The sequence below is a fragment of the Roseovarius sp. SK2 genome (assembly GCF_028807495.1).
Lineage (GTDB): Bacteria > Pseudomonadota > Alphaproteobacteria > Rhodobacterales > Rhodobacteraceae > Roseovarius > Roseovarius confluentis.
The window spans coordinates 112263-138087 of sequence record NZ_JARAMK010000004.1; the positions used below are offsets into that span (position 1 = coordinate 112263).

30 protein-coding genes are annotated in these 25825 nt (G+C 64.8%); 16 read left to right on the top strand and 14 right to left on the bottom strand.

Going from position 1 to position 25825, the window contains the following annotated elements; all coding sequences use genetic code 11:
- Positions 1–76: 76 nt before the first annotated feature.
- The 7 genes from PVV74_RS09765 to PVV74_RS09795 all read right to left on the bottom strand — a co-directional run bounded on the left by PVV74_RS09765 (position 77) and on the right by PVV74_RS09795 (position 4450).
- A complete protein-coding gene (locus PVV74_RS09765; RefSeq protein WP_274593034.1) occupies positions 77–1030 on the bottom strand; it encodes a 2-hydroxyacid dehydrogenase in 954 nt (317 codons plus the stop codon).
- A complete protein-coding gene (locus PVV74_RS09770; RefSeq protein ID WP_103763320.1) occupies positions 1027–1368 on the bottom strand; it encodes a tRNA-binding protein in 342 nt (113 codons plus the stop codon). Before PVV74_RS09770 ends, PVV74_RS09765 begins: the two co-directional genes overlap by 4 nt.
- Positions 1361–2176: a pyrroline-5-carboxylate reductase gene (gene proC / locus PVV74_RS09775; RefSeq protein WP_274593213.1), complete on the bottom strand. Its 816-nt coding sequence runs from the start codon at positions 2174–2176 to the stop codon at positions 1361–1363. The genes PVV74_RS09770 and proC overlap by 8 nt, the downstream gene beginning before the upstream one ends.
- Positions 2177–2330: 154 nt before the next feature.
- A complete protein-coding gene (locus tag PVV74_RS09780; RefSeq protein WP_274593035.1) occupies positions 2331–2831 on the bottom strand; it encodes a YbjN domain-containing protein in 501 nt (166 codons plus the stop codon).
- Positions 2832–3193: 362 nt separating this feature from the next.
- Positions 3194–3709, bottom strand: a complete 516-nt coding sequence (locus tag PVV74_RS09785; protein ID WP_274593036.1) for a hypothetical protein — start codon at positions 3707–3709, stop codon at positions 3194–3196.
- A 116-nt stretch (positions 3710–3825) separates the two neighbouring features.
- On the bottom strand, positions 3826–4059 hold the full coding sequence (locus PVV74_RS09790) for a hypothetical protein (RefSeq protein WP_274593037.1): 234 nt from the start codon (positions 4057–4059) through the stop codon (positions 3826–3828).
- 145 nt (positions 4060–4204) lie between these two features.
- Entirely contained in the window at positions 4205–4450 is a 246-nt protein-coding gene (locus PVV74_RS09795) for an accessory factor UbiK family protein (protein WP_103763316.1), read from the bottom strand.
- Positions 4451–4547: 97 nt separating this feature from the next.
- On the opposite strand from PVV74_RS09795, the gene lgt reads away from it, so the two are divergent.
- From lgt to PVV74_RS09820, 5 genes are all read left to right on the top strand, one after another.
- The gene (lgt, locus tag PVV74_RS09800; protein WP_274593038.1) at positions 4548–5456 is read left to right on the top strand and encodes a prolipoprotein diacylglyceryl transferase; all 909 of its coding nucleotides are present in this window, start codon (positions 4548–4550) and stop codon (positions 5454–5456) included.
- Positions 5453–6520: a class I SAM-dependent methyltransferase gene (locus PVV74_RS09805; RefSeq protein ID WP_274593039.1), complete on the top strand. Its 1068-nt coding sequence runs from the start codon at positions 5453–5455 to the stop codon at positions 6518–6520. The genes lgt and PVV74_RS09805 overlap by 4 nt, the downstream gene beginning before the upstream one ends.
- Positions 6517–7272, top strand: a complete 756-nt coding sequence (pgeF, locus tag PVV74_RS09810; protein ID WP_103763313.1) for a peptidoglycan editing factor PgeF — start codon at positions 6517–6519, stop codon at positions 7270–7272. The genes PVV74_RS09805 and pgeF overlap by 4 nt, the downstream gene beginning before the upstream one ends.
- 310 nt (positions 7273–7582) lie before the next feature.
- Positions 7583–7711, top strand: coding sequence for a hypothetical protein (locus tag PVV74_RS09815; protein WP_274593040.1), 129 nt, complete (start codon positions 7583–7585; stop codon positions 7709–7711).
- 295 nt (positions 7712–8006) lie between these two features.
- Positions 8007–8789, top strand: a complete 783-nt coding sequence (locus tag PVV74_RS09820; RefSeq protein WP_274593041.1) for a Hint domain-containing protein — start codon at positions 8007–8009, stop codon at positions 8787–8789.
- Positions 8790–8799: 10 nt separating this feature from the next.
- Here the strand turns inward: PVV74_RS09820 and PVV74_RS09825 are convergent, their stop codons facing one another.
- Positions 8800–9000, bottom strand: a complete 201-nt coding sequence (locus PVV74_RS09825) for a DUF2061 domain-containing protein (RefSeq protein ID WP_103763311.1) — start codon at positions 8998–9000, stop codon at positions 8800–8802.
- Positions 9001–9130: 130 nt separating this feature from the next.
- Here PVV74_RS09825 and PVV74_RS09830 point away from each other — a divergent pair, with 130 nt between their 5' ends.
- The 3 genes from PVV74_RS09830 (at position 9131) to PVV74_RS09840 (ending at position 10893) form a co-directional block, all read left to right on the top strand.
- On the top strand, positions 9131–9976 hold the full coding sequence (locus PVV74_RS09830; RefSeq protein WP_274593042.1) for a helix-turn-helix domain-containing protein: 846 nt from the start codon (positions 9131–9133) through the stop codon (positions 9974–9976).
- Between the two features lie 102 nt (positions 9977–10078).
- Entirely contained in the window at positions 10079–10522 is a 444-nt protein-coding gene (locus tag PVV74_RS09835; protein WP_274593043.1) for a YybH family protein, read from the top strand.
- Positions 10523–10596: 74 nt separating this feature from the next.
- Entirely contained in the window at positions 10597–10893 is a 297-nt protein-coding gene (locus tag PVV74_RS09840) for a hypothetical protein (protein ID WP_103763308.1), read from the top strand.
- A 7-nt stretch (positions 10894–10900) separates the two neighbouring features.
- On the opposite strand, the gene PVV74_RS09845 is transcribed toward PVV74_RS09840, so the two are convergent.
- Positions 10901–11401, bottom strand: coding sequence for an Lrp/AsnC family transcriptional regulator (locus PVV74_RS09845; RefSeq protein WP_103763307.1), 501 nt, complete (start codon positions 11399–11401; stop codon positions 10901–10903).
- Between the two features lie 218 nt (positions 11402–11619).
- Here PVV74_RS09845 and trxB point away from each other — a divergent pair, with 218 nt between their 5' ends.
- Positions 11620–12600, top strand: a complete 981-nt coding sequence (gene trxB, locus PVV74_RS09850) for a thioredoxin-disulfide reductase (RefSeq protein WP_103763451.1) — start codon at positions 11620–11622, stop codon at positions 12598–12600.
- Between the two features lie 90 nt (positions 12601–12690).
- Here the strand turns inward: trxB and PVV74_RS09855 are convergent, their stop codons facing one another.
- Positions 12691–13233, bottom strand: a complete 543-nt coding sequence (locus PVV74_RS09855; RefSeq protein WP_274593044.1) for a DUF6647 family protein — start codon at positions 13231–13233, stop codon at positions 12691–12693.
- 109 nt (positions 13234–13342) lie between these two features.
- Here PVV74_RS09855 and PVV74_RS09860 point away from each other — a divergent pair, with 109 nt between their 5' ends.
- Positions 13343–14254 carry a LysR substrate-binding domain-containing protein gene (locus PVV74_RS09860; RefSeq protein WP_274593045.1) on the top strand — a complete coding sequence of 304 codons (912 nt, stop codon included), beginning with the start codon at positions 13343–13345 and terminating at the stop codon, positions 14252–14254.
- Between the two features lie 117 nt (positions 14255–14371).
- The gene (locus PVV74_RS09865) at positions 14372–16447 is read left to right on the top strand and encodes a bifunctional sulfate adenylyltransferase/adenylylsulfate kinase (protein ID WP_103763304.1); all 2076 of its coding nucleotides are present in this window, start codon (positions 14372–14374) and stop codon (positions 16445–16447) included.
- Between the two features lie 169 nt (positions 16448–16616).
- On the opposite strand, the gene PVV74_RS09870 is transcribed toward PVV74_RS09865, so the two are convergent.
- Positions 16617–17486, bottom strand: a complete 870-nt coding sequence (locus PVV74_RS09870; RefSeq protein ID WP_274593046.1) for a glycosyltransferase family 10 domain-containing protein — start codon at positions 17484–17486, stop codon at positions 16617–16619.
- Between the two features lie 134 nt (positions 17487–17620).
- On the opposite strand from PVV74_RS09870, the gene PVV74_RS09875 reads away from it, so the two are divergent.
- The 3 genes from PVV74_RS09875 to PVV74_RS09885 all read left to right on the top strand — a co-directional run bounded on the left by PVV74_RS09875 (position 17621) and on the right by PVV74_RS09885 (position 20206).
- Positions 17621–18112 (top strand): flavin reductase family protein, encoded by a 492-nt coding sequence (locus tag PVV74_RS09875; protein WP_103763450.1) that lies wholly within the window; start codon positions 17621–17623, stop codon positions 18110–18112.
- A gap of 149 nt (positions 18113–18261) precedes the next feature.
- Positions 18262–18879 carry a hypothetical protein gene (locus tag PVV74_RS09880; RefSeq protein ID WP_274593047.1) on the top strand — a complete coding sequence of 206 codons (618 nt, stop codon included), beginning with the start codon at positions 18262–18264 and terminating at the stop codon, positions 18877–18879.
- Between the two features lie 100 nt (positions 18880–18979).
- Positions 18980–20206, top strand: a complete 1227-nt coding sequence (locus tag PVV74_RS09885) for a hypothetical protein (protein ID WP_274593048.1) — start codon at positions 18980–18982, stop codon at positions 20204–20206.
- Between the two features lie 117 nt (positions 20207–20323).
- Here the strand turns inward: PVV74_RS09885 and groL are convergent, their stop codons facing one another.
- Positions 20324–21973 carry a chaperonin GroEL gene (gene groL / locus PVV74_RS09890; RefSeq protein ID WP_103763301.1) on the bottom strand — a complete coding sequence of 550 codons (1650 nt, stop codon included), beginning with the start codon at positions 21971–21973 and terminating at the stop codon, positions 20324–20326.
- A 57-nt stretch (positions 21974–22030) separates the two neighbouring features.
- Positions 22031–22342 carry a co-chaperone GroES gene (groES, locus tag PVV74_RS09895; protein WP_103763300.1) on the bottom strand — a complete coding sequence of 104 codons (312 nt, stop codon included), beginning with the start codon at positions 22340–22342 and terminating at the stop codon, positions 22031–22033.
- 220 nt (positions 22343–22562) lie between these two features.
- On the opposite strand from groES, the gene PVV74_RS09900 reads away from it, so the two are divergent.
- Positions 22563–23579, top strand: a complete 1017-nt coding sequence (locus tag PVV74_RS09900; RefSeq protein WP_245890477.1) for a TraB/GumN family protein — start codon at positions 22563–22565, stop codon at positions 23577–23579.
- A gap of 273 nt (positions 23580–23852) precedes the next feature.
- On the opposite strand, the gene meaB is transcribed toward PVV74_RS09900, so the two are convergent.
- Positions 23853–24839, bottom strand: a complete 987-nt coding sequence (meaB, locus tag PVV74_RS09905) for a methylmalonyl Co-A mutase-associated GTPase MeaB (RefSeq protein WP_103763299.1) — start codon at positions 24837–24839, stop codon at positions 23853–23855.
- A 260-nt stretch (positions 24840–25099) separates the two neighbouring features.
- Between meaB and PVV74_RS09910 the strand changes: the two genes are divergently transcribed.
- A complete protein-coding gene (locus tag PVV74_RS09910; protein ID WP_274593049.1) occupies positions 25100–25822 on the top strand; it encodes a DUF3108 domain-containing protein in 723 nt (240 codons plus the stop codon).
- The last annotated feature ends 3 nt before the right edge of the window (positions 25823–25825 follow it).

Sequence of the window (25825 nt, forward strand, 5' to 3'; positions counted from 1 at the left end):
GGGGTTTCACCCCACCGCCCTTCGCCTCCACTCTTCGCGCCCGTAGGGTGGGGTTTCACCCCACCGCCATGCCCCGTCAATTCACCAGGTTCGGCGGCGTCTCCCCGGCCAGTGCCGCGCGCAGGTTCTCCACCGCCACGCGCCCCATCTTCTCGCGCACTTCCAATGTCGAGGTGCCCATATGCGGCAGCAGCACCACGTTCTCCAGCGCCTTCAGCGCCTCCGGCACCTCCGGCTCGTTCTCGAACACGTCCAGCCCCGCGCCCCTGATCCGCCCTTCCTGCAAGGCGTTGATCAGCGCGGCCTCGTCCACGATGTCGCCCCGCGCGATGTTGATCAGATGCGCGTGCCTCGGCATCAATGCAATCGCCTCCGCGTCGATCAGGTGACGCGTCTCCGGGCTGACCGGCACCGACACCACCGCGAAATCCGCGCGGGCCAACAGGTCTTGCAACTCCACGCGCTCGCATGGAAATCCCGGATCCTTGTCGCTGCGCGCGGTATAGATCACGTCCATCCCGAACCCGTGGTGACAGCGCTGCGCAATCGCCCCGCCGATCCGGCCCATCCCGATGATCCCCACGGTCTTGCCCGTCACATGCGTGCCCAGCAGTTGCGTCGGGTTCCAGCCGGGCCACTTGCCCGCCCGCACCATCCGCTCGCCTTCTCCGGCGCGCCGCGCGCTCATCATGATCAGCGTCATGCCGATATCCGCCGTGGCATCGGTGACGGCCCCCGGCACGTTGGTCACATGCACCCCCGCCGACCGCGCCGCGGCCAGGTCGATATGGTTGATCCCCACGCCATAATTCGCCAACACCTTGCAACGCGGGTTCTGCGCCTCGCGGAACACCTCGGACGAGAACGTGTCACCGAACATCATCAGCACGCCATCATACAGGTTCAGCGCCGCGCGCATCTGCCCGATCTTCAGGGGCGTGTTTTCCTCGCGCATCTCCACGTCGAAATGCTCGCGTGCCATGTCTGCCACGCTTTCGGGCAGGGGCCGCGTGAAATAAACCCGTTTCAATGCATCCGCCCTCCGACAGGCACATCCAGATCCGGCGACAGCAGAACGATCCCGCCCTCTTCATCGCTCACGCCCAGGACCAGCACCTCGGACATCACCGGCCCGATCTGGCGCGGCGGAAAGTTCACCACCGCCATCACCTGCTTACCCACCAGGCCCTCGGGGTCGTAGTGCTTGGTGATCTGCGCCGAGCTTTTCTTCTCGCCCAGCTCCTCTCCGAAATCGACCCACAGCTTGATCGCGGGCTTCTTCGCCTCGGGAAACGGCTCCGCACGGGTGATCTTGCCCACCCGGATGTCCACCTTCAGGAAGTCGTCGAACGTGATCTCGTCAGCCACGGCGCAACTCCTTCGAACGGTCAGCGGCAGCCTTCACCGTCGCGGCCATCAGCGGCGGCAGGCCGGTGTCTTCGTCCATCAGCACTTCCAGCCCCGCCTGCGTCGTGCCGTTGGGGCTGGTGACGTTCTCGCGCAACTGCGCCGGCGTCTCGTCCGCCGACTCGGCCAGCGCGCCCGCGCCCGCCACCGTTGCCTGCGCCAACTGCATCGCCAATTCCGGAGCCAGGCCCTCGGCCTCGCCCGCCCTGGCCATGCATTCGATCATGTGAAATACGTAAGCCGGGCCAGATCCCGACACGCCCGTGACCGCGTCCATCTGGTGCTCGCCCTCCAGCCGCACCACCTGCCCCACGGCTTTCAGCAACGCTTCGGCCAGGTCCATCTGGTCGCCGCTCACCTCGTCATTGCCGACGATAGCGGTGATGCCCCGGCCCACGGCGGCGGGGGTGTTGGGCATGGCGCGGATGATCGGGCTGTCACTGCCGAACGCCGCCTCGAACGCCTCGATCGGCGTGCCCGCGGCGACCGACACGAACAGCGTCCCGCCTCCGCCCATCGCCGCGATGGTGGGCAGCGCCTCGCCCATCATCTGCGGCTTGACGGCGATCAGCACGATGGCCGGATGCTCGGGCAACTCCGCGTTCAGGTGCACGCCCGTCCCCTTCAGCCAGTCCGACGGTTTGGGGTCGATCACCCAGACGGACCCGGGCGGCAAGTCGCGCTCCAGCCACCCGGCCAGCATCGCCGACCCCATCTTGCCACAGCCCAACAGGACCAGGCCCTTGTCGGCCACGTGCTGCATATCCATCCCGGTGCGTCCCTTCATTCCTTGTCTTTACCCGGGTTGATAATCCGCACATTGCGTCCCTGCAATACGCCAGCGCCAACCTCGGCCGCACCTCGCGCAAAAGAAAAAGGGCGCGCCACCCGGCACGCCCCGTTCGCCTTAAAATTGTGCGCCGTCAGGCCCGACCATACGCCTCGCCGATGGCAATCTGCAGCGCCTCTTTCGGGCTTCGGTCGCCCCAAACCACCAGTTGCAGCGCCGGGTAGAACCGTTCGGCGCTCATCACCGCCGCGCCGATCAGCGTGTCGATCTGCTCGGGGCTGATCGCCTGCGCGCCCGTCATCACCAACCCGTAGCGGTAGACCATCAACTGCTGCTCGGCCCAGAAGGTAAAGGCGCCTGCCCAGCACTGGTCATTCACGTCGTTCAGCACGTGGTAAAGCGCCGGCAGCTTGTCCTCCGGCGGCTCCATCTCGAAGGTACAGACCATGCGCAGCGTCTCGTCATAGGCCGACCAGGCCAGCGTGATCGAATAGGTCCGCCACTGTCCTTCCACCGCCATGGCGATCTGGTCGTCGCCGATCCGGTCGAAATCCCAGTCGTGATGCTCGGCTAGGTGTTCGACGATGTCGATGGGATGAAGGTCTTCTGAAAAGTATTGCTCGGAAAGTGCCATGGCGCCACCTCGTGTGTTGTAGCGGGGGCTGGCAGCGCCCCAAACGCTAGCTGCCTGCTCTAGGAAAGGGGTTCATTCCCGCTTTTCCTACAAGATATGGTGAGGGGGGATTTGCGACCTGTAAAGCTATTTCTTGGGGATAACCGCAATAAGTTGTGGATGACATGAAAATTTCATCAAGCGATGGGTGCGGATGAGCCTGCTTCACCGCGCCGCCGTCCCGGACTTGATCCGGGACCTCTTGCACCGGCGGCCCTTATGCTTGCGCCCGCGGTCCACCGCAATCAAAAGCGGGCTCGTCAAAATGAAAATGGCTGCCCGAAGGCAGCCATTGACTTGAATTTCAAAATGTATCCGGCGACTTAGCCGCCCGAGGTCGTGCTCGCCTGCGCCTTCAGCGCGGTCTCGAACTCGGCCTTGGTCATGTTGACGGTCACGCCGCCGTCGTTACCGACCATCAGGGCGTTCAGCGGAATGCCAGCCCGTTCGACGGCCCGGTCATCTGCGCCTTCCATCTCGCCGTCTAGGTCGACGACTGCGATGTTGCCTTGCGAGTCCGCATCGTTATACGTGCCGATTAGCTCACCATCGGTGGTATAAACCTTCGCGTCGCCGGTCAGGGCTGCGTCGAGTTCCGCCGAAACGTCGCTTGCGGCATCATAGGCGTCTTCTGCCACGCCACCCACGGCATCGACCCCGGCCTGTGCCGTGTCGGTCGCGCTCTCACCGATCGCATAGACCGTATCGCCAGCTTGTTCCGTCACGCTTGCTTCGTTTTCCGTCTCGACCTTGCTGGCCTCGTCGCTCGCGGCGAAGGTCATGACAGGTGCGGTTGCCAAGGCCAGAATGGTCAGCGTGGAAGTAAGGGTCGTTTTCATCTCGGATCCTCCTTTTCAGTTTTGCGGACGGTCGGCCCGCGTGGATCTGAGGGGAAATGCAGCCACCGCGCCACGTGTTCCATATCGATTTCCCGAAGACGCCGAACCGCGGCCCGTCAGCAGCATCGTGCCGATTCCTGCCGACCGAGGCGCGGAATCTTACCGGCAATCAAGCTTTCCGGAACCGCGTAGGGTGGGTGAAAACCCACCTCTGCCCGCGTCTCCGCGTCCAGCCGCATCTCATCGCGATAGGCGTCAATCTCGGCGCCGACCTTTGCGGTCCACGCCTTGACCTGCCGGTTCAGGAACCCGCCATCGACCTCCATCGCCAGCGCATGCGCCGTCAGCATCTCCGCGCAGACACCTTATGCTCCCAAGCCATATCCGGGACCTTGAATCCGCTTTCCCCACCGCGCGGCGAAGTTGTCCCACCCGAACGAAAAAACGCGGCTCGTTGCCGAACCGCGCCACATGTTCCAGCCTTTCAAAGAGGCCTTACTTCGCGCCTTTCTCCAGCGCGTCCAGCCGCGCCTTGAGCGCCTCGTTCTCCTCGCGGGCCTTCTGCGCCATGGCGCGCACCGCGTCGAACTCCTCGCGGGTGACGAAATCGCGGTCGGCCAGCCAGCGGTCCACCATCGACGACATCGCCGTCTCGGCCTCCTGCTTGGCGCCCTGCGCCACGCCCATGGCGTTCGTCATCAGCTGGCTGATATCGTCCAGAACCTTGTTGCGCGTCTGCATATCGCTCTACCTTCCGTTACACTTGACCTCTATATGGGCACCAAACCGCGTCGGGGCAAGGTTGACTTCGCCGCGACCCAACAGCAGAACGGCGCCCATGAAAGCAGCGATCCCCTTCCCCGACATCTCGTCCGAGCTTTTCTCGTTCACCGTCTTCGGGTTCGAGATCGCCCTGCGCTGGTACGCCCTGTCCTACATCGCAGGCATCCTGATCGGCTGGCGGCTGGTCGTGATGGCCGTGAACCGCCCCCACCTGTGGAAGGACAACGTGGCGCCCATGACCGTGAAACAGGTCGAGGATCTGGCCACGTGGGTCATCTTCGGCGTCATCCTGGGCGGGCGGCTGGGCTTCGTGCTCTTTTACCAGCCGATGTATTACCTGCAGAACCCGGCCGAGATCCTGCTGATCTGGCAGGGCGGCATGTCGTTCCACGGCGGGCTTCTGGGCGTCATCATCGCCTGCATCACCTATTCCAAGCTGCAGGGCATCCGCTGGCTGACCGTGGCCGATATCCTCTGTGCGGTCACCCCCGTAGGCCTGCTGCTGGGCCGCATCGCCAACTTCATCAACGCCGAGCTGTGGGGCCGCCCCACCGACCTGCCCTGGGGCGTGATCTTCCCCGGTGCTGCCGCGCAGGACTGCGCCGGTGTGGCCGTCGGCATCTGTGCCCGCCACCCCTCGCAACTCTACGAGGCCGCGCTCGAAGGGCTGATCCTCGGCGCGATCCTGCTCTACCTCGTGTTCCGCCGCGGCCTGCTGAAGCGCGTGGGTGCCGCCACCGGCATCTTCTTCGCCGGCTACGGCATCGGGCGCTTCATCGTCGAATTCGTCCGCCAGCCCGACGCGCAGTTCGTCAGCCCCGGCAATCCGCTGGGCCTGGCGTGGCACGTGAACGGCTACGGCCTGACGATGGGCCAGATCCTTTGCATCCCGATGATCGCGATGGGGCTCATCACGCTGGTTCTGGCCTACCGCAAGCACGCCCGTTCCACCGCCACCGGATGACCGCGCTGGCGGACATCCTCCAAGCCGAAATCACGGCAAGCGGCCCCATGCGCCTCGACGCGTTCATGGCCGCCTGCCTGATGCACCCCGAACATGGATACTACGCCACCCGCGATCCGTTCGGTGAACAGGGCGACTTCATCACCGCCCCCGAAATCAGTCAGATGTTCGGCGAACTCGTCGGCCTCTGTCTTGCGCAAGCCTGGCTCGATCAGGGGGCACCCAACCCCGTCGCCCTGGTCGAACTCGGCCCCGGCCGTGGCACCCTGATGGCCGACGCCCTGCGCGCCACGCGCGGCGTCCCGGGCTTTCACGACGCCCTGCAATTGCACCTGGTGGAAACGTCCCCCGCCCTGCGCGACCACCAGTCCGAAACCCTTTCCGCCCATGCCCCAACCTGGCATGACAGCGCCGACACCCTGCCCGCCCTTCCCACGCTCTCGATCGCCAACGAATTCTTCGATGCGCTGCCCGTCCGCCAGTTCCAGCGGCAGGGCGACGGCTGGTGCGAGCGTGTCGTCGGGCTGGCCGAGGGCACCCTTTCCCTCGGCCTCAGCCCGAAACGCATCGAACCGGCCCTCGCCCACAGGCTCGAAGACACATCCCAGGGCGACATCGTCGAGACCTGCCCCGCGGCCGCCTCGGTCATCGACGCGCTGGCCCGCCGCATCGGGGCGCATGGCGGCGCGGCGCTCGTCATCGACTACGGCGACTGGCGCTCGCTCGGCGACACGTTGCAAGCCGTGCAAGGCCACGACCGCGCCGACATCCTCGCCGCGCCGGGCATGGCCGACCTCTCGGCCCACGTCGATTTCGAGGCGCTGGCCGACGCCGCCCGCGGCACCTGCAAGACCACGCGCCTCGCGCCGCAGGCGCTCTTTCTCTCGCGCCTCGGCATCACCCAACGGGCCGAGGCCCTTGCCACGCAAATGAGCGGCCCTATGCTCCAGGCACATCATGCCGCGTTTCGCCGCTTGACCGGGCGGGATGAAATGGGGACGCTCTTCAAGGTGATGGCGCTCTATCCCGAGGGTGCCGCACCCCCACCCGGACTGGACCCATGACGCTGGAAATCCTCACCGACGACAGTCTCGCACCTGTCACCCACGGCTTCTTTACCCGCAAGGGTGGGGCGTCTTCCGGCGTGTTCCACGGACTGAACTGCGGCCAGGGCTCGTCAGACCAGTCCGAGATCGTGACGATCAACCGGGCCCGCGTCGCCCATGCGATGGGCGTGCCCGAGGATCACCTCGTCACCGCCAACCAGACCCATTCCACCGATGTGCATCTCGCCACCGGCCCCTCCGACACCCGGCCAAAGGCCGACGCCATCGTCACCGCCACGCCGGGCCTTGCGCTGGCGATCCTTACCGCCGATTGCCAGCCGGTGCTCTTTGCCGACCGCAAGGCCGGGGTGATCGGCGCGGCCCATGCCGGCTGGCGCGGGGCCTTCGACGGAATCCTTGAATCCACCCTCGACGCGATGGAAACCCTCGGTGCCGACCGCGCCAGGACCACCGCCGTCATCGGCCCCTCGATCAGCCAGCCCGCCTACGAGGTGGGCACCGAATTCTTCGAACGCTTCGCCGACGACAACCCCGACAACACCCGCTTTTTCACCAATGGCAAGCCCGGCAAGTACCAGTTCGACCTGCCCGGCTTCGGCCTGCACCGCCTGCGTTCCGCAGGCGTGGGCGACGCCAGCTGGACACGGCACTGCACCTACAGCGACGCCGACCGCTTCTTTTCCTTTCGCCGCGCCACGCACAAGGGCGAGGCCGACTACGGCCGCCTGATCTCCGCCATCCGCCTTTAGGCTTTGGTCATACCCGAGCCGGCCCAATTCTGTCGCGATCTGGGCAAGTGCGCCCACAAGATTGCCTCAATTCTGGAAACAATCGAACCTCCACACCCCGGATTGATGACGCAGACCTCGCGAATAGCCTTGTTTTACTGAACCTGCACGATTGGGACGGGTCGACCACATTCCAGCCCGCGCCACCCCAAAAATTTTCGAAATTTTTGTTGCGACGCCCAACCATGGCCCCAAACCGGGGGGAATATGAGGGCATCAGAACAACACGCCCCAAAAGGCGGCGAGGCAGAAAAAGTTGAGAGGAAAGACCATGAAGAAGCGCTGGATGAAATCCCTGATCGAAACAAGCCAGCAGGACACCCCGGACCTGCCGTTCTCGCGCCGGGTGCGCTACGCCAACCGCGTGACCCCCAAGCCGTCTGCGCTTCGGATCGCCTGATCCACACCACGCCCCGATCCCCGGACACCGCCGATGGCCGCCTCTTTCCAAGGGGTGGCCATTGTTGATTCGAACCACTCCCTGGATTGAATTGTGGCGGGTCGGTCCCGCCCCTGCAGACAATATCGCCGGGTTTCGGGAAATTGTTCGGTCACGTCTGACAATACCCGCCCAAATTTGACTACAATTCGCTGTTTCCGCCTTTATTGAGCCCATAACGCACATGACGGACCATCCCTCTGTCGTTGTCGGTGGGGGCCGACGCGGTTGTGATGATCCTAAAAAGGATCGCACCATGGGCACCCCGACAATCGCCGCCCCTCTCTCGGTGGCGCGCAACACAGATGGCACCCCCGGTCGCACCGGCCCGGCGCACGTCCCTCCCGCCGCCAGATCGCCGCGCCAGATGCGCAAGTTCCAGATGGCCTACCTGCGCCCGGACGGATCGCCCTGTTGGACCGAACAGATCGCGCCGGCCGCTCCGATCTTCGACAGCGCGTTCTCCGCCTTTTCCCATGGCACGCTGCTGCAGACGCCCTCCGGACAAGTCGCCGTGCAGGATCTCGAACCGGGCATGAGCGTGTCCACCGCCGATCACGGTCCTTCCCGCGTGATCTGGATCGGGTCGATGACCCTTGTTCCCGCCGCGCTCGGCGTCGACCAGACCGCCTGCCGCCTGACCCGGATCATGCCCGACTCCTTCGGACTGGGCCGGCCCGAGGCGAACCTCACCGCCGGCCCCGGCGCCCGCATCCTCGCCCGCCCGCCCGGCCTGCGCGACAGCTTCGGCCGCGAACGCGTGCTGACACCGGCCAGCGACCTCGTCGACGGCATGAACGTGATCGAACTTGTGCCGCCCCGGCCCGTGACGGTCTATCACCTCTGCCTGCGCCGCCATGCCATCCTGCGCGCCTCGGGCATCGAGGTCGAAAGCTTCCATCCCGGCCCCGGGTTCGAGCGCGCCATGGGCCCCAACATGCTGGCGCTCTTCCTGTCGCTCTTTCCGCATGTGAAGAAACCGTCGGATTTCGGCAGCACCAGCCACCCGCGTCTGCCGCTTCAGGGGCTGCCCGTCTGACCTGGCCCGCTCAGGACCGGCCCCAGCCGATTCCGGCCCAGACCCGTTCGTGCAGAAAGAAAGTGACGAAACCGATCGTCGCCGTGATCATTGCATAGGCGCCGCCCTCGGCCACCGATCCTGTCATGAAAAACCCGATCAACGTCATCACCAACAGGCCCAGCGCCTGCCAGGTTGTCGCCTTGGCCAGCGTGCGTTTTTTCGTGTCCATATCCCAAGCTCCCTTGCCGCGTCACGTTTCTCGTCTGCCCTTCAACTAGCATCGCAGCGTCTTGTGCTGTATTCTGCCTTTGCTTAACAAACCTGGCAGATGTCCATAAAACTGGACAAAAAGCACTGATATGAACAAACAGGCCCGCGCCACGATCTTCCGCGACCGGCTGACCGGCGCCATGACGATGACCGGCACCAATCTCAGCGCGCTGGCGCGCCAGACCGGCGTCAGCCGCTCCACCGTGTCGCAACTGCTCGATACCGAGGCCGCCCGCATGCCCAACGCCCACCTCGCCGCCGGCTGCGCCGAGGCGTTGGGGGTCAGTTCCGACTGGCTGCTCGGCCTCACCGATCGCCCCGAACGCCCAGGCGACGTGATCGAGGCCGCCCTCAGCATGACCCAAGCCGACCGCACATCCGCCGACGCCCAGTTGCTCGACTGGCACCGAGAGGCCAGCGGGTACAAGATCCGCCACGTCCCCGCCACCTTGCCCGACATGCTCAAGACCGAGGCGGTGATGCACTGGGAATATGCCGCTTTCCTCGGCAAGACACCGGGACAGGCCGTGCGCGCCATGCAGGACAATCTCGACTGGCTCCGGCGCGAGGCGACCGAGTACGAAATCGCCATGCCCCGGCACGAGCTCGAGGCCTTCGCCCGCGGCACCGGCTACTGGCAGGGACTCGACCGCGACGCGCGTCGCGAACAGATCCTGCATCTCGTTGAACAAGCCGAAACGTTCTTTCCGTCCCTGCGCCTCAACCTCTTCGACGCGCACAACCTGTTTTCGGCGCCCGTTACCCTCTTCGGCCCGCTCATGGGCGTGATCTACGTGGGCCGCTTCTACCTGGCTTTCCGCGAACCGTCGCGATTGAAGCTGCTGTCGGGCCACATGGACTGGCTGATCCGCGAGGCCGTGGTCGATGCCCGCGACGCCCCGGGCTGGATCGCCGGACTGACGAAACACCTCTGACCCCGCGTCGGACGCGCCCCCGTTGCGCCGATGCGCGCAACATCGCTATCGTGACGGCACGCCCTGACCGCCCGTTCCATTTCCAGAAGAAAGTCTTTTCCCATGCCCCGCCTGTTCGCGATCAGCCTCACCACCTGCCTCGCCCTCGCCGCTGCCCTGATTGTGACCCTCCCGGCCAAGGCCCAGGACAATCCCGTCATCGCCCGCATGACAGCCTTCGTCGCCACCTACAACGCGCAGGACGCCGAAAGCCTCGCCGGCTTCTACGCCCCCGACGCGGCCCTCCTGCCACCCGGCGAAGCCTCGATCCTCGGGCGCGAAGCCATCACCCAGCACTACGCCCAAGCCTTCGCCGCCGGCGCGCGCGACCTGCAGTTCAAGACCTTCGACATCCGCGCCTTCGACACCAGCGCGGTCGAAATCGGCGAAACCGTCGTCATGGTGGGCGAACAGCGCATCCTCGGCCGCTACATGCACCTGTGGGAGGTGATCGACGGTCAGCTCCTGCTGACGCGCGACATGTACCACGTACTCAAGATCGAATAGGCGCAGGCCTGCCCGCTTGCAGCGCCTCGGCAAACGGCGCAAACTCCGCTCATTGAGCCAAAACGGATTTCCAAATGCGCCATTTTCACCTGACCTGCCTTGCCATCTTTGTCCTGGCCCAGACCGCCGCCGCAAACGACCGCCCCCCGCCGCGCGAAAACGATCCCGACGATTTCGTCCGCTACATTTTCGAGGTGAACGCCTGCGTCCTGACCGAGGCGCAGCTGCTGCAAATCTATCAGGATGCCGGCTATGGCCTGATGGGCGCCAACAATGCCGTCATCGCAGTGTCGAACCGCGAGGATATCGAGGTGCTCGACCGCAACCCGTTCCGCTATCGCTATTACGGCTCCGACTACTGCGGCTTCTGAGCGCCGCTCAGGCCGACCGGCTCAGCCGCTCTTCCAGGATCTCGAAGGGCACGCCCGGTTCGTCCTTGGCACAGCGTATGACCAGCGAGGTCTTCACCGATGCGACGTTCTCCGCCGCCGTCAGCTCTCCGGTCAGGAAGCTCTGAAAAGTGCTCAGGTCGGGCGCCACGCATTTCAGGATGAAATCCACCTCGCCGTTCAGCATGTGACACTCGCGCACCAGCGGCCACTCCCGGCACCGCGACTCGAACGCGCTCAGGTCTGCCTCCGCCTGGCTCACCAGCCCGACACTGGCAAAGACCTGCACCTCGAATCCCAACTCGCGCGCGTCCACGTCGGCGTGGTAGCCCTTGATGTACCCCTGCTCCTCCAGCGTGCGCACCCGGCGCAGGCAGGGCGGCGCCGAAATGCCCACCCGGCGGGCCAGTTCGACGTTGGTCATGCGTCCATCCGCCTGCAATTCGGCCAGGATCATGCGGTCGATGTCGTCAAGGCGGGTCGCAGGCATCTCATCCTCCCGTGAGTTTCGCGATTGTTATAGCACCGCCACCGCCACACGCAATATTGTTTCGCAATAGCGCAATATCCTTTCGAGACAGAAAATGTCGTCCCGATTCCCGCATACCGGCCTTGCGGGGCTACACACCCCCGCCCGGCCCCGTTATATCTGGCCAGACTCAGACGGGGCGTCGCATGCCCCGCTTCACGGATCAAGGGGGATCGGACATGGCCGAAACACGTCACACCAGGGTTTTGATCATCGGCTCGGGGCCCGCGGGCTATACCGCCGGTGTCTATGCCAGCCGCGCCATGCTGGAACCCATACTCGTTCAGGGCATCGAACCCGGCGGCCAGCTGACCACCACCACCGAGGTCGAGAACTGGCCCGGCGACACCGAGGTACAGGGCCCCGACCTGATGGTTCGCATGGAAGCCCACGCCAAGGCCATGGGCTGCGAGATCGTGGGCGACATCATCTCGTCGCTCGACGTCGATGCGCACCCCTTCGTCGCCAAGGGCGACAGCGGCAACACCTACACCGCCGACGCCGTGATCCTCGCCACCGGCGCGCGCGCCAAGTGGCTCGGCCTGCCGTCCGAGGACGCGTTCAAGGGCTTCGGCGTGTCGGCCTGCGCCACCTGCGACGGCTTCTTCTACCGCGGCGACGAGATCGTCGTGGTTGGCGGCGGCAACACCGCCGTCGAAGAGGCGCTGTTCCTGACCAACTTCGCCTCCAAGGTCACGCTCATCCACCGCCGCGACGAGCTGCGCGCCGAAAAGATCCTGCAGGACCGTCTGCTCAAACACCCCAAGATCGAACCCCTGTGGTTCCACGAACTCGACGAGGTGCTGGGGGACGACAATCCCAAGGGCGTCACCGGCGTGCGCGTCAAGCACACCAAGACCGGCGAGACGCAGGAAATTCCCTGCAAGGGCGTTTTCATCGCCATCGGCCACGCCCCGGCCAACGAGCTGGTCAAGGGCAAGGTCGAGATGCATCACGGCGACTACGTCAAGGTCGAGGCCGGCTCCACCCGCACCTCGATCCCCGGCCTGTTCGCCGCGGGGGACCTGACCGATCATATCTACCGCCAGGCCGTGACGTCTGCCGGTATGGGGTGCATGGCCGCGCTGGATGCCGAGAAGTTCATCGCCGAACTCCCCGAGGACGCGCCCGCCCCCGAGGCCTACGTCCCGCAAGCCTGAGCTACCCAATAGCGGGACGTCCCGGGTTCACCCCGGGACGTCCCCACTCAATGCCCCGCACCGTAGGTTGGGTAAAAACCCACGTGACACTCACTCCGGGTGAATATCCCGCGGCGTGCATCCCGCCTCCAGGACCACCGCGACCCAATTCACATCCGGCTCCAGCCCCAAGGCATTCAGCCATGCCTGCTGCGCCCGGTAGGCCGGCAACTCCTGCGCCCCCGGGCAATACCAATGCCCATGCGCCGCCTGCCGGTGATGCACCAGCTCGTGCAACAGGACGCTCACGTCATACGGGTTCTTCGCACTCCACGGCCGCACCAGCCAGATCGTCTCGCTATCTGGATCGTAAAGCCCGCGTGTACGCGACGACTCCGAGGCCGCCCGCATCGGCGCCAGCCGCGCCACCGTGGCCTGCGACGTCAGGCGGATCTCTGGCGCCACCGCCCGCCGTGGCAAATCCGTATGCCGGTCCAGCCAGACTTCCATATGCTCTACCAGTTCCGGCATCGCTTTCGCCTCGCGCCAGGCCAGCAGATCCGCCGCCCAAGCGACGCCGCAAAACGCGTTGAGAACAAGACAGAAAAGGCCGGTACGCGCCGACCATGGGCCGGCTCGGGACAGGATGCGCATGGCAACCTCCTCTCGGGATTTGGATTGATGTCCCTAAAATGCTAAGCTGCGGTCGCGCCCCGGCGCAAAAGGCCATTTTTCATGTGCCAGTGAAGGAAATTCATCTGCCATGGGACGGCACCTGCCCCCCTTCGCCGCGGTCAAGGCGTTCGAGGCCGCCGCGCGCCACAAAAGCTTCAAGCACGCAGCCGAAGAGCTGTGCCTGTCGCCTTCTGCCGTCAGCCACCAGATCCGCGCGCTGGAAGAGTATCTCGACACCGCGCTTTTCGAGCGCAGCGGAAACCGGATGGACCTGACGCTGACGGGCCGCGCCTACGCGGGCAAGCTCACCGGCCTTCTGGACCTGCTCGACGACAGCACCCGGTCGGTACGCGAGGCCGGGGACAAACCGTTGCGCGTGCTCTGCACGCCCGGCTTTGCAGCCCGCTGGCTGGTGCCACGCCTCGGCGGGCTCTCCTTCGGCGACCGGATCCGCCTGCGCGTCTCGACGGGCGCACCCGACATCGATTTCTCGTCCAATGACAGCGACGTGGTGATCCAGTGGCGCGACGCGCACCACCCCGGCGTTCACACCGAACCGCTGATGACCTCCAGCCGCTATCCGGTGATCCGCCCCGACCTCAAGGAACGGGAGAACATCCGCAGCCCGCAGGATCTGCTGCGACTGCGCCTGATGTATGACGAAACCGACGACTCCTGGGCAGAGTGGTTCGCCGCCACAGGCCTCCGCTCGCCCGACCTGCCGGCCGGCCCCACCTTTCCCAATTGCGAACTGGCCACCACCGCCGCCGAACAGGGCCACGGCGTGGCCATGGCATTCGATGCGATGGTGCAGGGCACGCTGGCCTCGGGGCGCCTTGTGCGGCTCTTCGACACCGACACCATGCCCGACGTGATCTATTCCGTCGCCTGCGCCGAGGCGCGCGCGAACGATCCGATGATCCAAACCTTCCGGTCATGGCTGCACGATGAGGTCCGGCAGGCCCGGGCCGCCACCGCACCGATGTCCGCTGCGGAGTAAAACCGGCGGCGCTTCGCGCAACATATCCGCAACTTTAGTGTTTTCGGCCCGAAAGGGGTTCACAACGCAGGTCACCTGCCATATGTGTTCACGCGTGAACACACTTTGAGTCGCCGCATGACCGCGCATGATGCAAAACAAGGCCTGCCCGACCGGGACCTCCTCTTCCGCCTCCTGCGGCAGTTGGACAGGTCGTCCGAGGCCTCGCAGCGCTCACTCGCGGCGGCGCTCGACGTGTCCCTTGGCCGCCTCAACGCCCTGCTCCGCCAGGCGACAGAGGCCGGCTTCGTCAAGATCGGCGACCGCTCCGGCCCCGACAAGCGCCAGCGTTTTGCCTATGCGCTCACCTCCCGCGGCGCGGCGGAAATGCTGCGCCTCACCGACGACTTCCTCGCCCGGAAATTCGCCGAATACGACGCGCTTCATGCCGAACTGACCGGCACGCGAAGCGGGCTCGACCCCCTCAAACACAGGACCAGACTAGTGCAGAACAACCTCGCCCCCATTCCCGAGCTTTTCGTCTCCTACGAAAGCGCCCAGAAACTGAAGGTCGAAGCGGCCGATCTCGTCAGCTGGGATCTCTCCCCGCGCCAGATCTGCGACCTCGAACTGCTGATGAACGGCGGTTTCAGCCCGCTCAAGGGCTTCCTGACCGAGGAAGATTATAACTCCGTGGTCGACACGATGCGCCTGGCCGACGGCACGCTCTGGCCCATGCCCATCACGCTCGACGTCTCCCAGGATTTCGCCGACAGCATCGAGCCCGGCCAGGACATCGCCCTGCGCGACCAGGAAGGCGTGATTCTCGCCACCATGACCATCACCGACCGCTGGTCGCCCGACAAATCGCACGAGGCCGAAAAGGTCTTCGGCGCCGACGATTCCGCCCACCCGGCGGTCAACTACCTGCACAACACCGCGGGCCCCGTCTATCTCGGCGGTCCGGTCACCGGCATCCAGCAACCCGTGCATTACGATTTCCGCGCCCGCCGCGACACGCCCAATGAACTGCGCGCCTTCTTCCGCAAGATGGGCTGGCGCAAGGTCGTCGCCTTCCAGACCCGCAACCCCCTGCACCGGGCGCACCAGGAACTCACCTTCCGCGCCGCGAAAGAGGCACAGGCCAATCTGCTCATTCACCCCATCGTCGGCATGACCAAGCCGGGCGACGTCGATCACTTCACCCGCGTCCGCTGCTACGAGGCCGTGCTCGACAAGTACCCCGCCTCCACCACCAACATGTCGCTGCTGAACCTCGCCATGCGCATGGCCGGCCCGCGCGAGGCCGTCTGGCACGGCCTGATCCGCAAGAACCACGGCTGCACGCATTTCATCGTCGGCCGCGACCACGCCGGCCCGGGCAAGAACTCGGCCGGCGAGGATTTCTACGGCCCCTACGACGCCCAGGACCTCTTCCGCGAGCACCAGGACGAGATCGGCATCGAGATGGTCGACTTCAAGCACATGGTCTACGTGCAGGAACGCGCCCAGTACGAGCCGATGGACGAGATCGAGGACAAGGACGACGTGACCATCCTGAACATCTCGGGCACCGAACTGCGCCGCCGCCTGCAGGAAGGCCTGGAAATCCCCGAATGGTTCTCATTCCCCGAGGTCGTGACCGAACTGCGCCGCACCCGCCCGCCGCGGGCCAAACAGGGCTTCACCGTGTTCTTCACCGGCTTCTCCGGCTCGGGCAAGTCGACCATCGCCAACGCGCTGATGGTCAAGCTGATGGAAATGGGCGGCCGCCCGGTGACGCTTCTGGATGGCGATATCGTCCGCAAGAACCTCAGCTCGGAACTCGGCTTCTCGAAAGAGCACCGTGACCTCAACATCCGCCGCATCGGGTATGTCGCCTCCGAGATCACCAAGAACGGCGGCATCGCCATCTGCGCCCCCATCGCGCCCTATGCTGCCACGCGCCGCGCGGTGCGCGAAGACGTCGAAAACTTCGGCGCCTTCGTCGAGATCCACGTCGCCACCTCGATCGAGGAATGCGAGCGCCGCGACCGCAAAGGCCTCTACAAGCTGGCCCGCGAAGGCAAGATCAAGGAGTTTACCGGCATTTCAGACCCCTACGACGTGCCCGAAAATCCCGAACTGCGCGTCGAGACCGAAAATGTCGATGTCGACAACTGCGCCCACCAGGTGGTGCTGAAGCTCGAACAGATGGGCCTCATCGCGGGCTGATCTGCCGGGCGTTTGAAAAACCGGGCCCTCCCTTGTTGGGGCGGCCCGTACTGGTTGGCGCGCCAGTGTCGGCTATTCGAACTTTGCTGCTGGTCACGACGAAGGCGAGCGTCAGCCCCTGGGGTGGCGACCGCCCCCGCCTCGACCGCGACGGTATAGGGCCGGAACCTCAGTCCCCCACAACCGCCCGCGCCGCGCGCTCATACAACTCGCCATAGATCTCCGCCTTCGGCATCGCTTCCTCCAGCCTGGGCAACAGCGCGGCATAACGCTCTTCCGACAGGTCCTGCATCGCAGCCTTCAATTCCGCCTCGCTCTCGCAAACGATCATGCCCGAGGTATCGATGAAGTCCGCGATATTCGGACAACCCCAGTAGATCGGCACGCATTTGCACAGCACCGCGTCGATCAGCTTTTCGGTGAAGTAATTCACCTCCCGCACGTTCTCGATCACCAGCGAAAAGCGATAGGGCGCCAGCCCGTCGGCCTTGCGCTCGAACGGCTGATACCCGCCGCCCATCACGTCCACGTCCAGCCCTTCGGCGCGGACGTAATCCACCATCGTATGGCGCAGCGCATGTCCCTCCTGCGACCGCTTGGCCGACGCGATCAGGCTGCAGGCCTTCGTTTTCGTCAGGTCCAGCTTCGTCCGGTCCCCGACCCAGGTAATGCCCTGCGGAAAAAGCACCCCGTTGGGGATCGCGGCCAGCAGGTCGGCATTGGCAGTTAGCACCTTGTGAAACCGCGCGTACTGGCGGCGCAGCTTCTGCATGTGGTCGCCATGAATGGCTTCCGGCTCAAGTATCATCACCGACACCTTCGCCCGCGTGCCAAGCCAGGGCCGGCGATAGAGCAGGCTCGACGTGAAGACCACCAGGTGATCGTCCGGCCCAAGATCGCGCACCGTCCGCTCCGCACCCGCCAGCCTTTCGGGCCGCCCCATCGGCCAGAGAAGCGCGTCAAGGCGCACCCGCCCCGGCCGCAGGCCCGGCCGGACGTCATAAGGCATGATCGCAATGGCATTGGAGGTCTCGTTCATGGCCGCCCTGATACGGCGAAAGCGGCCTCAGCGCAATTGCTCCCGACGACGGCGTCCGCCATTGACATCCCGGCCGGAGATGCCAGCTTATGGAACACTCGGAACAGGACGGGTTCCGGCCAGAAGGACATACTATGACCACCGCGCGCGACGCATTCATAGGGGCCATGCGACAGGTGGCCGCCACGGTCACCGTCGTCACCACCGACGGCCCCTCGGGGCGTGCCGGCGCGACGGTCAGCGCCTTCACGTCGCTGTCCGCCGACCCCCCGTCGGTGCTGGTGTGCCTCAAGGCGGACAGCACCATCGCCCGCGCGGTTTCGGCCAACGGCGCTTTCTGTGTCAACATCCTGCCAGAGGATGCCGACGACCTTGCCCGGCGTTTCGCAGGCTCGTTCGATGCCGAACGCCCGGACCGGTTCGAAGGGGTCGAAGTGTTCGATACCGAATACGGCCCCCTTCTGCCCCGCGCCACGGCGTTTTCCTGCAGCCTGACGCACCGCCACGTCCATGGCAGCCACGCGATCTGCATCGGCGACGTCACAGGCATCTCCGACGCCGGGGAGAAACCGCTCACCTACATGAGCGGCAGCTTTCATATCGTGCGCCCCAAGGCCCGCGTCTGACCTGTCACGCTCAGTTCTGTCGCCGAGCGCGACGCCACAACCTTCGCGCGATTTTCTCGAGTCTGGCACCATCTCGCTTTGCAGGGGCCGCAATATGGCCCGGATTCCCGGTTAATGCTTGTCCAACGACATCGATAAGGAACCGGCATATGGCCTATCTGGAGTCCAACACCAAGGCGGGCCTGCACACCGTCGACATGACAGCCACGGCGCAGGGCCTCGTGGCTGGCGAACGCTTCGAGCGTTTCAAGATCGAGGCGGTGACCGAAATGGCCCTGCGTATCGCGGGCATCGTGATGGTCATGGGCTCGGTCACCATGTGGTTCTTCCTGCCGGTCGATCCCGAAACCGGCCGCCTGGCCGCATACGGCATGCTGGCCTCGCTCATGGCGCTGGCCGGCCTCGGCGTCTTCGTTTACGGCACCCGTGGCTTTCGCCGGTGCATGACGTTGGACATGCAGGCCGGCAAGCTGACCCTGACCAAGCTCAACATGCACAACCAGGCCCGCATCAGCCGCGAGATCGACCTGGGGTCGATCGAAAGCGTCTTCCTGCGCCGCCCGGCCCAGCCGGGCGGACTGGCCACCCTGCTTGTGCGCGTGGCGGGCAAAGATGCGCCGGCCATCGCGCTCTCAGGCGACACCTACGAGATCGAGGAGATCCATGCCGAGCTGTCGGCCGTGCTCAAGGGCAAGACCGCCCCAACGCGCAAACCCTCGCTGCGTATCTCCGACGCGCCGGGCAATTCCGGGCTGTTCGCCGCCTGAGAGGCCTCGGGCCCTGGCTTGACGCCGGATTGTTTCGACTCGGTCGCTGGTGCATTCTATCCGGATTAAGCTATCCGGGATTTGAATGATGAGACCATTGTTGACGCTTCTCACGATCGCGATTTCGCTTGGCCTGCCGGGCCCTGACATCGCATCGGCACAAGACAATCCGATTCAGAACGCCCGCAATGCCGGTTTGTACGGGATCACCCCTGACCTCTCGCGTCGCCTGGACAATGCACAGGCGCAAGACGGGCAGGCCATCGCGTGGGACCGCTTCGGGATATTTTTTCAAGAGCACGAGAACCGGGCGTTTGTCGCGGCGCTCAGGCCGGGCGGGGCGGCCGCCTCGCAGGGCGCACGTGTCGGGGACGTACTGCGCGGCACTGATATCAGGGGCGGGGACTCCAGCCTTTCCGGCGTCCTCTCAGCCTTCGCGACGACAACGCAGCGCGCGGACTCTTCAATCCTGCTCTATGTCTTCGATGGCAACGACGGCTGGCAGCGCGAATACCGGCTGACGGCTGCCGTCGGGAACGCCGACATCGCCGGCATTCCGCCCTCCTTGCGGGATCATGCAACCTCCCGTCCCGGGCTGATGGCGATCCTGAGACACGACACGACGCTGGCCGACCCCGCCGAAATAACCACCGACGCCATGCTCGCGCTTCAGGCGATCTCCAGACATGTCAAGGCGTGCTACGGGCCGGACGCCGTGACGATCCCGGTCAGAATTACCAGAACCACCACGACGCGTGACGGCTTTGGCAACTACAAGTACAGCGAAACCGACGAATCCGATGATGCGTTGCGCGTGCGCCGCGAATTCGCGGACTGGGCCCAAGCAAACATTCGCACCTATCAGACCCGCTCGATCTCCTCGGTGCGCAGCGCCGTTCTCGAACTGATTTCGCAGCAGGGCTGCGACGGCGATGGGTTCCGTCAACTCGAATCCGGGTTGGCCAACGTCATGAACGTCACCCTGCCCGATGGTGCGCCCGCGGCTCGAATCGGCGGCATCCCGGACAGCCCGGACGCCTTCATCGCGCAATGCTACCCACTCCAACTGCAAGCGATGCAAAGCCGAGGGCTCGACGTGTCAGAGCGCGCCATGGCCCAGATCTGCCTGTGTCAGGAACACGCCGCCCGAGTTCTGGATGATGCCGAACTCTACGCCAGTCTCAGGAATGTCGACACCAGCTATTATGAAAGCAACCCGGAACTGCACGATCGCTTCGACGACACGTTCTCAAGCTGTTATCGCGCCCCGGAGGGTTCAGACCTACGCCAGCGCGCCGAGGCGCTCTGGCGCGAAATGAATATCTGACGACATGAAAAAGGGCCGCCCCAATTGGACGGCCCCTCTTTTTCCTTGCGGCACCCGTCAGACATCAGGCTTTCGCCAAACGCCCGCCGGGCATCGGTTTTCGCGGATGCGAAAACCTTACATCATGCCGCCCATGCCGCCCATGTCGGGCATGCCGCCGCCAGCACCGCCGCCGGCGCCTTCTTTCTGCGGCTTGTCGGCAACCATCGCTTCGGTCGTGATCAGCAGACCGGCGATCGAAGAGGCGTCTTCCAGTGCGGTGCGCACGACCTTCGCGGGGTCGATCACGCCGAACTTGAACATGTCGCCATATTCTTCGGTCTGCGCGTTGAAGCCGAACTTCAGGTCGTCCGATTCACGGATCTTGCCCGCAACAACCGAACCGTCAACGCCCGCGTTCTCCGCGATCTGGCGCAGCGGCGCTTCAAGCGCCTTGCGAACGATGGCGATACCGTTGTTCTGGTCGCTGTTGGCACCCTCGACGCCGTCCAGCGCCTTCGCACCTTGGACAAGCGCGACACCACCGCCCACGACGATACCTTCCTGAACGGCCGCGCGGGTCGCGTTCAGCGCGTCATCGACACGGTCCTTGCGCTCTTTCACTTCGACCTCGGTCATGCCGCCCACGCGGATGACGGCAACGCCGCCAGCCAGCTTGGCAACACGCTCTTGCAGCTTCTCGCGGTCGTAGTCGCTGGTGGTTTCCTCGATCTGCGTGCGGATCTGGCTGACCCGTGCTTCGATCTCGGCCTTCTCGCCAGCACCGTCGACGATGGTGGTTTCGTCCTTGGTGATCGACACTTTCTTGGCCTGGCCAAGCATATCCATCGTGACGTTGTCCAGCTTCATGCCCAGGTCTTCGGAAATCACCTGGCCGCCCGTCAGGATCGCGATGTCCTGCAGCATGGCCTTGCGACGGTCACCAAAGCCCGGCGCCTTGACGGCGGCGATCTTCAGGCCACCGCGCAGCTTGTTGACCACGAGGGTCGCCAGCGCTTCGCCTTCCACGTCTTCCGCGATGATCAGCAGCGGTTTTTGCGACTGGATGACTTGCTCCAGCAGCGGCACCATCGGCTGCAGCGACGAGAGTTTCTTCTCGTGCAGCAGGATCATGCAGTCTTCCAGCTCGGTGGTCATCTTGTCGGCGTTGGTCACGAAGTACGGGCTCAGGTAGCCACGGTCGAACTGCATGCCTTCAACGACGTCGGTCTCGGTGACGAGGCCTTTGTTTTCCTCGACGGTGATGACACCCTCGTTGCCGACCTTCTGCATCGCGTCCGCGATCATCTGGCCGATCTCGGCTTCGCCGTTGGCCGACACGGTGCCGACTTGCGCCACTTCGGCCGAGTCGTTGACTTCGCGTGCGGCGGATTTGATCGCGTCGACGACTTTGCTGGTGGCAAGGTCGATGCCGCGCTTGAGGTCCATCGGGTTCATGCCCGCGGCCACGGCCTTCATGCCTTCTTTGACGATGGCTTGGGCCAGCACGGTCGCGGTGGTGGTGCCGTCGCCGGCTTCGTCATTGGTGCGGCTGGCGACTTCTTTCACCATTTGCGCGCCCATGTTCTCGAACTTGTCTTCCAGTTCGATTTCCTTGGCAACCGACACACCGTCCTTGGTGATGCGCGGCGCGCCGAAGGATTTGTCCAGAACCACGTTACGGCCTTTGGGGCCAAGGGTCACCTTGACCGCATCGGCCAGGACGTTGACGCCGCGCAGCATCTTGTTGCGGGCATCGGTATCGAATTTCACGTCTTTTGCAGACATATAAGTCGCTCCTGATGTCTTAATTGGTTGGTCAGCTTAGGATACGATCCGTGGCGTTCAGGCGGCTTGCGCGGCCTTCGCGTCGGTCGTCACACCCAGGATGTCGCTCTCTTTCATGATCAGCAGCTCTTCGCCGTCGATCGTGATTTCCGTGCCCGACCATTTGCCGAACAGGATGCGGTCGCCGACGGAAACGGCCATCTCGATCAGCTCGCCGTTATCCTTGCGGGCGCCATCGCCAACAGCAACGACTTCACCTTCGCTGGGTTTTTCCTTGGCACTGTCGGGGATAATCAGCCCACCAGCGGTTTTTTCTTCGCTCTCAACGCGGCGTACAAGCACGCGGTCATGCAGCGGTTTGAATGCCATAGCTTTTGCTCCTTGGCTATCAAGTTTCCCTCAGGCCCCCCTGCGGAGACCGTTATCACTCACCGTAGTCGAGTGCTAACGGCGCATAGCTAAGGAGCGATCACTAAGCTGTCAACATGAGTTTGGGAAAATTTTGCGTCGTCAGGCGCGGGGCGTTGTTGCGCACCTCGCCCTGCCCCTCTACATCTTGTTTCAAGCACGTAAAACAAGGGGTCAGATGATGAAAACTTTGCGCACCTCGCTGCTGGCCCCCTTGTGTTTCTCGCTCGGCCTCTCCCTGCCCGCCGCCGCGCAAGACACCCCGGGCGACACCTGCGGCGGCGCCGACCTGATCGACGCGCTGCCCGCCGAAACCCTCGAAACCCTTCGCAAAGAAGCAGATGCAATGCCCCATGCCGAGGGGCTTTTGTGGCAGGCCACGCGCGGCGACACGGTGATCGACATTTTCGGCACCTACCACTTCAAGCACCGCCTGACCGACGCCCATCTCGACCGCCTGGCGCCGATGATCGAGGACGCCGACAAGATCTACCTGGAAATCTCCAACGATGACCAGATGGCGATGCAGAGGGCGATGGCCGAAAACCCGTCGCTCATGTTCATCACCGAGGGCCCCACCCTGCCCGACCTTCTGGGCGAGGAAGACTGGCAGCATTACCGCGCCGAGATGCAGGCCCGGATGATCCCCGGCTTCATGGCCGCCAAGTTCAAGCCGCTCTGGGCCGGGATGATGCTCGGCATCGGCCCCTGCGAGGCGCAGTCCGGCGCGTTCGAGGCCAAGGGCATCGACATGCTGGTCGGCGACCGCGCCGCCGAGGCCGGCAACCCCACCCGCTCGCTCGAGGATTTCGACGACCTGCTGACCCTGCTCGACAGCTTCCCGATGGACGACCAGATCGAGATGATCCGCATGTCGCTCGCCTGGCCCGGCGACATGAACGATCTGTCCTATACGATCCGCGAACGCTACCTTGCAGAAGAGATCGCCCTGACGCTGGTGTTCTCGCGCTACGTGTCCGAGGAGTACGGCGGCGAGGCCGGGGCCGAGGGCTTTGCCATGGTCGAGGACCTGCTGCTGGAAAAACGCAACCTGGGCTGGATCGACCGGCTGGAGTCGCAGGTCGCGCCGGGCGAGCATGTGCTCATCGCCGTGGGCGCCGGCCACCTGCCGGGCGAGGTGGGCATCCTCAGGCTGCTCGAAGACAAGGGCTACACCGTCACCCGCGTGGACCTCTGACGCCACCGGCCACGCGCCCGTCCCGGACGTGATCCGGGACCTCGTAGGGTGGGGTTCCACCCCACCCTACGACTTCACCCACCCAAATCGCGCAGGGCTATCTTCACCCCGCCACCCAAACCGCGTAGGGTGGGTGAAAACCCACGCGCCCTGCGTTAACCACCCCTTAACCACGCACGCTCGGTTAACCACCGCTCCCGCGACAACCGCACCGTCGCAATACCACCCGAATACCGACGCGATACCGACGTCGATTTCGCCGGTCCGACCGGGTTAACCCTTCGATTCGGAAAGCCGGTCCAAGACCCGCTGCGCCGCCACGCTGGGCACCGTGCGCCCCGCGGCCACGTCCTCGGCGCCCTCTTCCATCAGCGCCCGCGCCTCCGGTGTTTCCAGCTGCGCCATCAGGCCCCGCTTCACTTCCTCGCCGAACCAGTACCGCGCCTGTTCCTCGCGACGCGCATCGAAATGCCCGTTCTCACGGCGCCAGTCGACCAGCGCATTCATCTCGTCCCAGGCCGCGTTCAACCCCTCGTCCTGCAAGGCCGACACCATCATCGCCTTGGGAAAGCCCTCCGGATCCTGCGGCCGTTTGCGCAACAATCGCAACGCGCCAGCATAGTCGGTGCAGGTCCTTGTCGCCGCTGATTTCAGATCGCCATCCGCCTTGTTCACAAGGATCAGATCGGCAATCTCCATGATCCCGCGCTTCACCCCCTGCAACTCGTCGCCGCCCGCCGGGGCCAGCAGCAGCAGGAACAAATCGCACATCTCCGACACCACCGTCTCGGACTGTCCCACGCCCACGGTCTCGATCAGCACCACGTCGAACCCCGCCGCCTCGCACAGCGTCACCGCCTCGCGCGTGCGCCGCGCCACGCCGCCCAGATGCGTCTGGCTGGGCGAGGGGCGAATGAACGCACCAGGCTCGCGGCTCAACCGCTCCATCCGCGTCTTGTCGCCCAGGATCGACCCGCCCGACCGCGCCGAGCTGGGGTCCACCGCCAGCACCGCCACACGCAGGCCCTTGCCGGTCAACATCATGCCAAACGCCTCGATAAACGTGCTTTTTCCAACCCCCGGCGTGCCCGACAACCCGATGCGAACGGCCTGTTTTCCATGCCCCGCCACCCGGTCCAGCAGGGCCTGCGCCGCGTCCCGGTGATCGGCTCGCCCGCTTTCCACCAGCGTGATCGCCCGCGCCAGCGCGCGGCGTTCCTGCGCCACCAACTGCTCGGCCAGCTTTTCGGTATCGGTCATCGCGCGTCGTCTCCTCCGGTCCGGATCGCCGCATTGCGATCCCTGTCAGGGCCTTCCGCCTTGTGCCCCAGCCGGGCCGGAAATGTCCAGCAACCGTAACAGCCCCCGGCACCGCAGGGCCGGTTTACCCGATGGTAACCACTTGCGCGCCACACTCCCGCACGGACCCACTTCATATGCCGGGATGAAATCCGGGCTGAACGTGTTACTTTGGTTCTTGCGCCATGTCCTTCCACGGATGCAATGCAAGAGGCCCGCACGTGACAGTCAAGATCCGGTTAACCTATGTCGCCCTCGCGGCGCTTCTTACCGCGCTCGGCGCGACCACCGCGCTCGCGGACAGCAGCCAGGCCCGCTACGACGTCCGCCTGATCGGCGCCAAGGTCGGCGAAATGGCCATGGCCAGCAACGAAACCGCCAGCGCCTACAGCACCCGCGCCCGCTTCGCCACCACGGGTGCACTCTCCGCGCTGAAACAGGCCAGCTTCGATCTGTCCGCCAGCGGCGGCAAATCCGGCAATCGTTTCGTCCCGCGAAGCTATTCCGAGGTCACCTCCGAGGGCCGCCGCTCGACCAACCTCAAGATCTCTTTTTCCGGCGGCGTCGCCACGCGGGTCACAGGCGACACCGGCAGCAGCGCACCCGCCGTCAATCCACGCACCCTGCCCGGCGCCTACGACCCGTTGACGGCGCTCTATGCCGCCCTGCGCGACCAGGCTCCGAACCAGCTTTGTTCCTTGAACGCGGACGTTTACGACGGCCACCGCCACGCCCGTCTCAGACTTACCAGCCGGAAGGCCCTCGATGGCGGCCGCGTCCAATGCTCGGGGCAGTACCGCCGCATCGCCGGCTATTCCGCCAGCGAACTGCGCCACAGCACCGCTCCGGTGTCGATCATCTATGTCCCGCAGGGGAACGCCATGCGCGCCGACACCGTGGTCGTGCGCACCCGCTATGGCAAAGTGTCGATGCATCGCCGATAAGGC